This is a genomic window from Gottfriedia sp. NPDC056225 (genome assembly GCF_042267765.1).
In the GTDB taxonomy this organism is placed as follows: Bacteria; Bacillota; Bacilli; order Bacillales; family Bacillaceae_G; genus Gottfriedia.
Genome location: NZ_JBHJTJ010000031.1, coordinates 44,310 through 54,969, shown reverse-complemented (window position 1 = coordinate 54,969; position 10,660 = coordinate 44,310). Strand labels below are relative to the sequence as shown.

Below are 10,660 nucleotides of genomic sequence, written 5' to 3'. Positions count from 1 at the left end.
CTATTGACCTTATGGAGTTGTTGCCTTTTTACTTTGGAAATGAGATAGCAAGCTTCAACAATTTGAAATAGGGATTTGTCAATTAATTGTCTAGATTTATCATTGCTAAGTAAGTTGTGTGTGGTTGATTTCCATTATATTTCAACACACTGAAAAGCCCCCGAAAAGTACAGGGGGCTTTTTGTAGTTTTAAATCGATCGTATTTTTATAGAAAATATGAGAAAGATAGAAACTATTCTATTTTGATATCTACTTGAAAAGTAATAGATCTCTAAGGTTTTTGAATCTCTATTTCATCATATTTAATTATTGTACGCCTAAAGCAATTTTAATACTTTCTAAAGTAGCAGATTTATATTGTTTTAGAGGTTCAGGTGCATTCTCTACATATTGATTTTGTTTCAGATAATTCTTTTCTACAAAACTCAGATCATTCACATCAACTTTTCCATCAAAATTAATATCTGCCTCTCTTTTGCTAGTGCCCCAATATGTTTGGATGTATAGTGCATCTAGAACATCAATCACATTATCTTGATTTACATCTCCTGCAACAGCCTGTTTAATAAAGTAGGTGCTTGCAAGTTTCTTTTGTTGACCATACAGAGTACCATCGTATTCAAAACCAGACATCATAGGAATTTTGACCATAAAGTGACCTGGTAAAGTAAATTCCCATGTCCATGAATCACCAGTCAGTGGTAATTTTGAAATAGAGAAACGGTTGACATCCTTCACTAAATTCGGCGTTATATCAAATACGTTTCCATTTGATTGTGTCAGTTTAATGGATGCACCTGAATTTGGCCAATCTACATTTTTATAATTATTTGTTGTACCAGGATTTAAAAATCCTTCAGCATTAAGCGGACCTTCAAGTTCAGAGAATGAAGATAATAACCCCCATGTATATCCTGCTTTAATTAAATTAGTAGTTCCTTCTGAGTTGTTAATCGTAACTGTTGGATCTAGATTAATAGATGTACCAAAAATAGCATCTTTCACTTTTAAGGTTACATCGACCGCAGCCACTTTGTCTTGTATTTGAGTTGTTGTTGGTAGATCTAATTGTACAGTTGGAGTACTTGAATTCGTAAGAGTCACTTTTGCATCTCCGTATTGGCTTAACTCCGCATTTGGTTTGGCATCGACAATTTCAAAGTTTTTATCTAGATTTGCGAAAGTCCAGTTAGCTGATGACAGAGAAGATATATTATCTAATTTCAGAGTTGCTTTCACTGTATCACCCATCCTTACTTCATTGATTGGGCTGGTGATATATGCGTTTGGTGTACCCTCTTTGATAAAATAGTATTGTTTTTTAACAGGACTATTTACAGCCACATCTCTACCTTTTACCGTGAAACTTTGAACTGGGTATTCTGGATGCATGACAATGTCTTCTGAAAACTTTCCATCTTTATCCATATTAATAAAATTGGATTCAGCTGAATTTATAAATGTATATTGAAAGGAAGTATCGGAGAAATCTACATCCATCCCAGCATCTTGCATTTCTTTAACTTGTGGATCAGTTATTTGCATTGAAAATGGATACGTTTCTTGTCCAGGTTTGTATTCGTGAAATGGTGACTCTTGATCTAAAGATGTAGTAACTACTGGTTGTTCAATGTCTACATAATGATCAAGATAGCCGGTAAATGTTTTACCAGTCATTGAAGTTGAAATCAATTTTAACTTGTAATAACCTGGTTTTGCGTTTTGAGCAATTGCAGAAATCGGATGATCAGGATCACCAGTAAATGGATAATAGCTTCCAAGAATGCTTAGAAAAGAGATAATCTGTGTATTTGTGTTAAGTTTTGATAGATCTAATGATGTAGCATAACCTAGATCTTGACCGGTTTTTCCATCTTGCCACACAATATCCATTTTTTTCATAGGTGTTTTCATATTAAAAGTTAGTGCAGGCGAAACAGCACCTGAAGCCATTCCCATCGGTTCTGTTTGTGAAATTCTATATTCTAAAGTTGTTGAAGCTTTATTGAGCGCATATCCATAAAAACCTTCCTCAACTGCTCGTATACTAAAAGGAATACGATATTGCTCATTTTTATCTTTTTGGTTAGTTAAGATAATATAACCAGTATAGACGCCTTCTTTTGCTGTTTTTGGAAAAGTAAGCGATACGTTTACGTTTTTAGATTCGTTTTTCTTGACTTGAATTACTGGGTCTACGGCTAATTTTATTCCGCTAGTAGTTGGGTCAGAAGTTCCTTTTATCAATTGAAAATGAACTGTTGCTGTAAACTTTTTATTTTCTTTTTCAAAGTTTTGCAAAGTCATTTTTTTATTAATTGAAAGGTCTTCACCTGTATAAAGTTCACCAAAGCTAATTCCGCCCGTCTTTTCGTCAACTTTTACCATTTCTTCTCCGAATGGAATGAGGGTATCATCTTTAACTTGAACTTCCATTTTTGGATGAATCGCTTCATTAGGATCAACTCGACCTGCTCCTTGTTCATAAGGAAGATAGTCTCCATTTAGTGGATCTGCAGTATTCATTAAAAGAGTCTTAATATCCTCAGGTTGCAGATTTGGATTAGCTTGTAACATTAAGGCTGCTATACCTGCTACATGAGGCGTCGCCATAGATGTTCCACTCATTCGAGCATAGGCACTTGAGTAATCAGTAGGTGTACTTGTGTTAGTAATATAAGCAGGTACAGTAGAGAGAACACTAACACCTGGTGCAACAACTTCTGGTTTTACATCGAAGTTGGCTAATGAAGGACCGCGAGAACTAAAATCCGCTAGCTTATCTCCCTCTGTTTCGGTAACAGTTACATCAGTAAAGGTAAATTTATTGTTACCTCCAGCAACTTGCGTCTTTAAAGCTTGCCCGTCTTGTTGTGTTACAGAGAAAGTAGGAATAAAGTCACTTGCTTCGCCTAGATAAGCCCCAATATGGCCTTCAACATTGTTAGTTAGGAGAACTGCTTTCGCCCCATGTTTTTTTGCAAACTTAATCTTATCTGCCAGTGCATAAGTACCTCTTTCGACTAAAGCGATTTTGCCTGTTACATCTTTATTGGTGTAGTCATCATCACCACCTAAACCAACATCAACCATTTCAAAACTTTTTCCTTTGAATGTTGTGAGATCATCAGAAAAACTTCTTGCCATGGTTTGGAGGTCAATCGATGATCCAGATGCAACGTTACCCTTCATGGTTGTAATTGGCATCGATATATCACTTGCACCAACAGTAAGTGCTAAAGCTGCCGCTCCAGGAGATCCTAAAGTATAGAACCCAGGTCCGGAGTTTCCGGCTGCAATTACTGCGGTTACGCCACTTAAAACAGCATAGTTAATCGCTGTACTAGTTGGAAAGTATGGATCATTAAGGTCAGCACCTAATGAAAGATTCATAACATCCATTCCTGATATTACTGCTTGGTCGATTGCAGCTATAATATTAGAGGAAGTGCCCGAACCGTATGGACCAAGTACGCGGTAAACATATAAGTCAGCGTCTGGAGCAATTCCTGTGACGGAAACATCACTATTACTTTTCTCTTGTGAAGCGATTGTACCAGATACATGAGTGCCGTGTTCGGTGTAATAGGCGGAGCCATTAGCATAAAACTCAGGCAATCCTGATTTTTTCCAATCCTCATAGGTCGTTTCCATCGGATCACTGTCATTATTTACAAAGTCATAGCCACCTTTGTAAGCATCTTTGAGATCAGGATGATTGTAGTCAATTCCTGTATCGATGACAGCTACTTTGACTCCTTTACCTGTGATACCTTCTTCGTGTAGCTTGTCTACACCTAAGAATGAAACAGGATCACCAGTCACAGTTGACTCCGGTTTATCCGATTTAACAGGTTTTCCATTAGATTCTGCAATAGAAGGTGGTTCAATTGTAAATGTTGTATCTTTGTAAATTGCTTGAACAACATCTGACTGCATAAGTGATTCAACTTGGTTTGCTGGTAGCGTCATTGAAACTCCATTATAGGAAGCTTTGAAGGAACGCTTGATTTGGTAAGGTGTTTCTACCATATTTAAACCTTTTCCAGTTGAAGGAAGCGATCGTAGCATACCAGCTTTAGCAGGAAAGATTTGTTTGAGATCATTTAAGAATGTGGAATGCTCTTGGTCGACCTTGCTTTGTGCTACATCTCTTGTTAACGATTTTCCATCTAAAGCAGCATCAACAACAGCTGCTTGTCCTGGTTTAGATTTAAACTGAACGATAACGGAAATCTCTTTGTTATCTTTTAGCTCTTTCTCATCAAACCCTTGAAGTCCATATAGCTCCTTTGCTTCAGACTTTTGTAATGCTGCTCGTTGTTCATCCGTTAAGGAGGCAAGAATTTTTTCTGCATTGATTTCTGTATTACTTTTGGTTTTAGCAGCTGCTTTTGTCAAGCCAGAGTGTGTCGACGGAAGGATTAGCCCTAATGATAATACAATGGGGGTTGATTTTTTTACTGTTTGGCTAAACCATCTTTGTTTCTTCTTGTTCATAGTTTTCCTCTTTTCATTATGTAATTAAAAAAATTCCGAAAAAACACATTCTAAATTTTCGAAAAATTTCTACGGTATTAATGTTAATAATTAGATTAATAGATTACAAATGGGGTTTCTGTAAGGACTATTAACCTAACATTCTTGTGGGAAATGTATTAAGGTAAGGGAATATTGCCTTGTATTGTTTTAAATAGGTTAGAAAAGTAACAATCTGTTTTGGGGTTTTTCTTTTTTTAATGCGATATTTTCAACTATTCGGGGGAGCGGCAATATGAAATTTAGTAAGAGTTAAATAATGTTATTGAAAAAGATAAAAATAGTGATATAAATAAAATAAAACGATTTAGTACAGGAAAGTTATTGGGAGAAATTGTTTTATCACGTTAAATACTCGTAGGAGGAGAAAGCAAGGGGAGAAAAACATGATCCAAGGGAAAATCATTAAATTTTACCGTGAACTTCAAGGATTAAGGCAAGCGGATTTAGGGAACCAAATTTGTTCAAGTACCCATGTTAGCAAAATTGAACGTGGTATTACAGAAGTATCAGAAGAAACAATCGAGTTGTTAGCTAAAAGATTACAAATCGATATGCAAGATGAGATTGATGCATACTTAAGCTTGGACTCATTATTAAATGAATGGCATGATTCAATTATTTTAAAGCTAAATTCAAAGGCAAATAGCATAAAAACTAAGTTAGAAAGAATCAATCTATTAAAAATCCCGGATTTCTATCAAGCATACACGTTAATTTTAACTAGATATTATTTATTAATTGGAGAAAGTAAGATTGCTAAATCTTTGATAGAGGAAATGGACTGTTGGCGCGAACTTTCGCTATATGATCAAAACATGCGAAATCATATTAAAGGTAAGTTTTACCTCGATTATCAAGGTGAATATAATCAAGCTATTTCTTATTTGAAGAAAATTAATCTAACTTATTATAATAATCCTGAATATTATTATGATTTAGCTGTTGCTTATATGTGTATGAATTCCCGAATACTAGCTTATCATTATGCTAATAAAGCACTTCAATTTTTTACTAGTGCAAACAGCTTTAATAGAGTACTTGAAACAGAAATGCTAATGCTAATCCAAGTTGAACAAGAAGAAATTTTTGATACAAAGGAGTCTGGTTACCCAAGACTAATAGAAATGGCCGACAATTTAGGATTAATTGATCAAAAGGCAAAACTTCTTCATAATTACGCTTATCAACTATTTCGAAATGGGTACTACGAAAAAGCATTCGAAAATTATAGTCAGTCTTTGATGCTACGTGATCCTAGTCATCCACATTATCTCGTAACATTAGAAGGTTATCTAAATACTGCTACAAAGTTAGGTCTACAATCTGAAACAGAGTTGCTAAAAGTAGCACACGAAGGTCTTTCATTAGCTAAGAAGTTAAATGATACAATGTATTTACATTATTTTCAGTTACATGTATTTAAAATTCAAAATTTGAAAGACGAATATTATGATTATTTAGAGTCGGCTGCGTATCCATTTTTTAAGAATAAGGGTTATGGGCTTGCCGAAGAGACATATGAAATTAAATTGTTTGATTACTATTTCAAAAAAGGCGATGTCGAACGAGCTAATCAGTTCACTCAGTCAATTGTAAATAGATTCAGGAAAAACAATGAGCTTGTTTAAAAAAATAGATTCAATTAAAAGTCTTGTATTAGAATGCAAGGCTTTTTTTATGTTAAAAAATATCTATTTTTTTGCAGGTAATTGTACGTTAAGTGGGGCCAATTTTATAATTTTATGTTTATATGCAACTACTTCTTAAAAAAATATCACCTTATTTGGTAATAACCCCATTTTAATAAATAAGTTCGACTCACTTCGGTTATTTTTCATCTAAATCAATCCGCTATTTAAGTCTCTTTGTTACTAAAGTAGGAGATTTCTAGAATCAATAACCCCCATTGCTGGTGACTATTTAAGTAATTTATCATAAATTTATAAAGATTTTTCTGAAAATTTAGAAAGGAATATTATACGATCGTTTATTGAAAATTTAAGAAAGATGGTGTCGAATGAAGAACAATAAACTCATTAAACAAGCAGCAGCTATCTCCTTAACTTTAGGCATGATATTTCCTGCCGTGAATCATCCTTTCAATACAGTGGCTAAAGCTGCAGAGATAAAAGCTGAAGATGTACTTTCTTCTTTAACTACTGAGCAAAGAAATGCTTTAAATAAAATAGAATATAACGATCAGTCCGGATTGATTGGCTTTAAAAAAGATGAGTTAAAAAAAGACAATGAAGTTTCTGTTATCGTCCAATTTCAAGCAAAACCTTCAAAAGTTGCATTAATTGATGCTGAGTTAGCAGGTAAAAAACTATCAAAAGAAAAAGCGGACGAGCAAGTTGTACAAGAACATGAACAGTTTAAAAAAGATATTCAAACCATTTTTCCTACTTCAAAAAGTAAAAAAGTAAATCATCAAATTACAACAAATTTTAATACTGTTTTAAATGGTGTTGCAATGAAACTGCCAGCAAATCAAATTAAACAGCTGTTGTCTTCTAAAGTTGTGAAAGCAGTCTATAAGAATGTTGAATACAAGGTCGATCCTATTCAAAATGTGGAAACTAAAAGTACGACTACTAGTGGAAACACTTCGGTTGAGAGCCTTTCTTATTTAAAGATTGATAAATTACATAAAGAAGGTATTACTGGTAAGGGCATAAAAGTAGGGGTAATTGATACAGGAATCGATTATAACCACCCTGATTTAAAGAAAGCATACAAAGGTGGTTACGATGTTGTTGATCAAGATAATGATCCCATGGAGACAACTTATAAAGATTGGCAAGCTTCTGGCTATCCAGAAATAAATGGTTCAACTTATTACACCTCACATGGTACACATGTAGCTGGTACGATAGCTGGTCAGAGTACTAACGATAAAATTACTGTTGAAGGAGTAGCTCCTGATGTAGATTTATATGCTTATCGCGTGCTCGGCCCATATGGTTCTGGTACTACTGAAGCCGTTATTGAGGGGATTGAAAGAGCAGTACATGATGGAATGGATGTCATTAATTTGTCATTAGGAGCAGCAGTAAATGATCCGTATTTTCCAACTAGTACAGCCATTAATTATGCGGTACTAAATGGAGTTACTGCAGTTGTAGCAGCGGGTAATGAAGGACCGGGTGCTTATTCATTAGGCTCACCTGGATCAGCTGCACTTGCTTTGACTGTAGGAGCAAGTGATGTTCCAATACAAGAATCAACTTTGAATGGAAATATAGGAAGTGAATCGCCAATTGAATTAGTAGGAATGGCCCGACATTACGATGAACAATTTAAAAATCTAGTTGGTAAGTCTTATGAGATAGTGGATGTTGGATTAGGTTATGCATCTGACTTTGCAGATAAAGATTTAAATGGAAAAATTGCACTTATTAATCGAGGGGATATTACCTTTGATGAAAAAATAATGAACGCAAAAGAAAAAGGTGCAGTAGGGGTCTTAATTACGAATAATATTGATGGTCAAATAGGGGTAAATCTTGGAGAGTCTGTTAACTATGTACAATCATTTTCTTTAACAAAAAATGATGGAGAAAAAGTTAGGTCCATGTTAGCAGCTGGAAAGAACACAATCAGTTTCTCGACATATTCGGAAAAACAGACTGAAGGAGATCATTTAGCTGATTTCAGTTCAAGAGGACCTGCAAGACAAACTTTTGATATGAAGCCTGAAATTACTGCTCCAGGGGTAAGTGTTCTATCAACTGTTCCTTCTTATATGATTAATCCAGAAGATCAAGATAATTATCAATATGCTTATTCAAGGTATTCAGGTACATCAATGGCTACTCCATTTACAGCTGGTGTTGCCGCTTTAATGCTACAAGCGAATCCTAAGTTACAACCTGAAGATATTAAATCGATTTTGATGAATACAGCTGATCCACTAAATGGTGATTATAGTGTTTTTGAAGTAGGTGCTGGACGAGTAGATCCTTACCAGGCTATACATAGTGATCTAATTCTTAAAATCAAGGATAAGGCCTATGTACCAGGAGCAGAACGCTTAATGAAGGTGAAAGAATTTACTGGTGGCCTTAGCTTTGACAATCATTATGAAGATGGCAAAATTAATGTTTCAAAATCAATTAAAATCCAAAACAATAAAAATGTAAAAAAATCATTTACTCTATCAATTAGCGAAACGAAGGGCTCAAACAGTTTAAAAGACAATGGAGTAGAGCTAAATATTCCAAATAAAATCGATATAAATGGCAATGGATCAAAAACAATTAATGCAAGAATGACCGTACCTAAAGATGCAAAAAAAGGAATTTATGAAGGCTATATCACATTAACAAATAATGCTAATTCATCAGAAGTATATCGAATTCCATTTAGTGTACGAACATCTGAAGAAGGGTTTAATACCATGGAGGTTTTAAATCCAGCTTATTCTCCTGACCAATTAAATCAAGGTGGATGGGATTTTATGCGAGCTCAATGGATCTATACTAAATTTAACTTGAAATCACCAATGGAGAAAATGGATATTGTTTTACAAGACGCTAAAACTGGTAAAGATATTGGGTTTGTTGGAACGGTCGATTTAACATATGCATATGACAATGTCGATTATGACTTAATAGGATTTAATGGACAGTATTATAAATTTACAGGAAACTCAAAACAGCCTATCTCAGATGAAACAAGCGATATTCAACCAGGACAGTATAAATTAAAATTCATTGGCACTAGTTTTTCTGGAAAAAAATTCATCGAAACTGAGGACTTATTTATAGATTTAGATACACCGACCTTTAAAAGTTCACTTGATGGTTTATCTCCATTTATTGAGTATAAACCAGGTCAAAAAACATACCCATTTGAGATTCAGATTCAAGATTCAAAAGTTGATGAAATGAAGAATCAAGGAATTTCAATCGACCAATCATCTAATTCGCTCGTTTATTACTATGGTGAGTGGGCTTTCCCTTCTTCACCAATCTCAATGGATCCTGAAGGCAAATATAAAGATGAAATTGCTATAGACGATACATTAAATGTGTTGCCTCTTCGATTTGATGGTTATGATATGTCCGGAAACAAAGAGTCTAAACAGTATTATTTTGTGAAAGAAGGTACTCCAGTTACTTATGCTAAAAGTGATGTAGTTACGGCAACAGCGGGAGATACAATTAAAGCTAAAATTTATTTGGATAATTTAAATGATATTAAAAATGTGAAATGGACTTTTGGTGATTATTTTGGAATGAAGAGTGTACAGTTAGTTGACGCAAAACTTGCTGACAATTATGCAAGCAAGGCTTCAATTGATGTTAAAGGTGATGATGTAATCGTTAACTTTAACATCCCTAGTGGTCAGTTAGATCACTCGGTGGTTGCAGAGGTAACATTAAAAGTTCAAGAAAAAGAATTTTACACAGGAGGGACTATTAATCCAACCGTAAATGTCACAAATTCTAGTAATGAAAACTTAGAAGTATTAAACGGTGGATATAGTTTTAAAGTATTTCCGAAGCTTTCTAGAGTAAACGGATATGTTAATCCTCAGGGATTTTATGAAGGTGACCCTGAAAACGGAGGATATCCTGGTTCAAGAGATTGGGATAAAGTTGGGGCAACAGTTAACATTTATGACTCAAATGGAACAAAATACAATGCACCTATTGATACTTATGGAAGATATGTTTTTGATAAAATCCCCCTAAGTAAGGACTTATTTACAATTGAATTTAATGTTCCAGGTCATTTTTTAACGAAGATTAGAACAAATATTGGCTATGAATATAACGGAACGGTCTATGCAAAAAATCAATATATCACTGCACCTGATCTTATAGCAGGAGATGTAAACCAAGACCAAGTTATTGATATTTTGGATGCATTGGCTATTCAGACATATTGGGGAACTAACAAGCGAAGTGCAGATATTAATTTTGACGGTACAGTTGATGGAAATGATTTGAAATTTGTTCAGAAGAACTACTTACTACAAAATAAATCAGTTGATAATGCGCCCAAACCTCTAAAAAAATATAAAGGCAAATCATTAGAAGACTTATTAAAAGAATTAGGAATTTAATAAAAGAAAGAAAAGTCGATGAGTGGCTTTTCTTTTTTTAGAAG

3 protein-coding genes are annotated in these 10,660 nt (G+C 34.3%); 2 read left to right on the top strand and 1 reads right to left on the bottom strand.

Annotated elements, in window-relative coordinates; translation table 11 throughout:
• Window positions 1-307: 307 nt before the first annotated feature.
• Entirely contained in the window at window positions 308-4,501 is a 4,194-nt protein-coding gene (locus ACFCYN_RS17965; protein WP_375950779.1) for a S8 family serine peptidase, read from the bottom strand.
• Window positions 4,502-4,926: 425 nt separating this feature from the next.
• On the opposite strand from ACFCYN_RS17965, the gene ACFCYN_RS17960 reads away from it, so the two are divergent.
• Entirely contained in the window at window positions 4,927-6,171 is a 1,245-nt protein-coding gene (locus ACFCYN_RS17960) for a helix-turn-helix domain-containing protein (protein ID WP_375950777.1), read from the top strand.
• Window positions 6,172-6,560: 389 nt separating this feature from the next.
• A complete protein-coding gene (locus tag ACFCYN_RS17955) occupies window positions 6,561-10,616 on the top strand; it encodes a S8 family serine peptidase (RefSeq protein WP_375950775.1) in 4,056 nt (1,351 codons plus the stop codon).
• Window positions 10,617-10,660: the final 44 nt, after the last annotated feature.

Bases quoted from the DNA above. Each gene is read 5' to 3' on its own strand.
- ACFCYN_RS17960 (WP_375950777.1), top strand. From the start codon at position 4,927: ATGATCCAAGGGAAAATCATTAAATTTTACCGTGAACTTCAAGGATTA.
- ACFCYN_RS17955 (WP_375950775.1), top strand. From the start codon at position 6,561: ATGAAGAACAATAAACTCATTAAACAAGCAGCAGCTATCTCCTTAACT.
- ACFCYN_RS17965 (WP_375950779.1), bottom strand. From the start codon at position 4,501: ATGAACAAGAAGAAACAAAGATGGTTTAGCCAAACAGTAAAAAAATCA.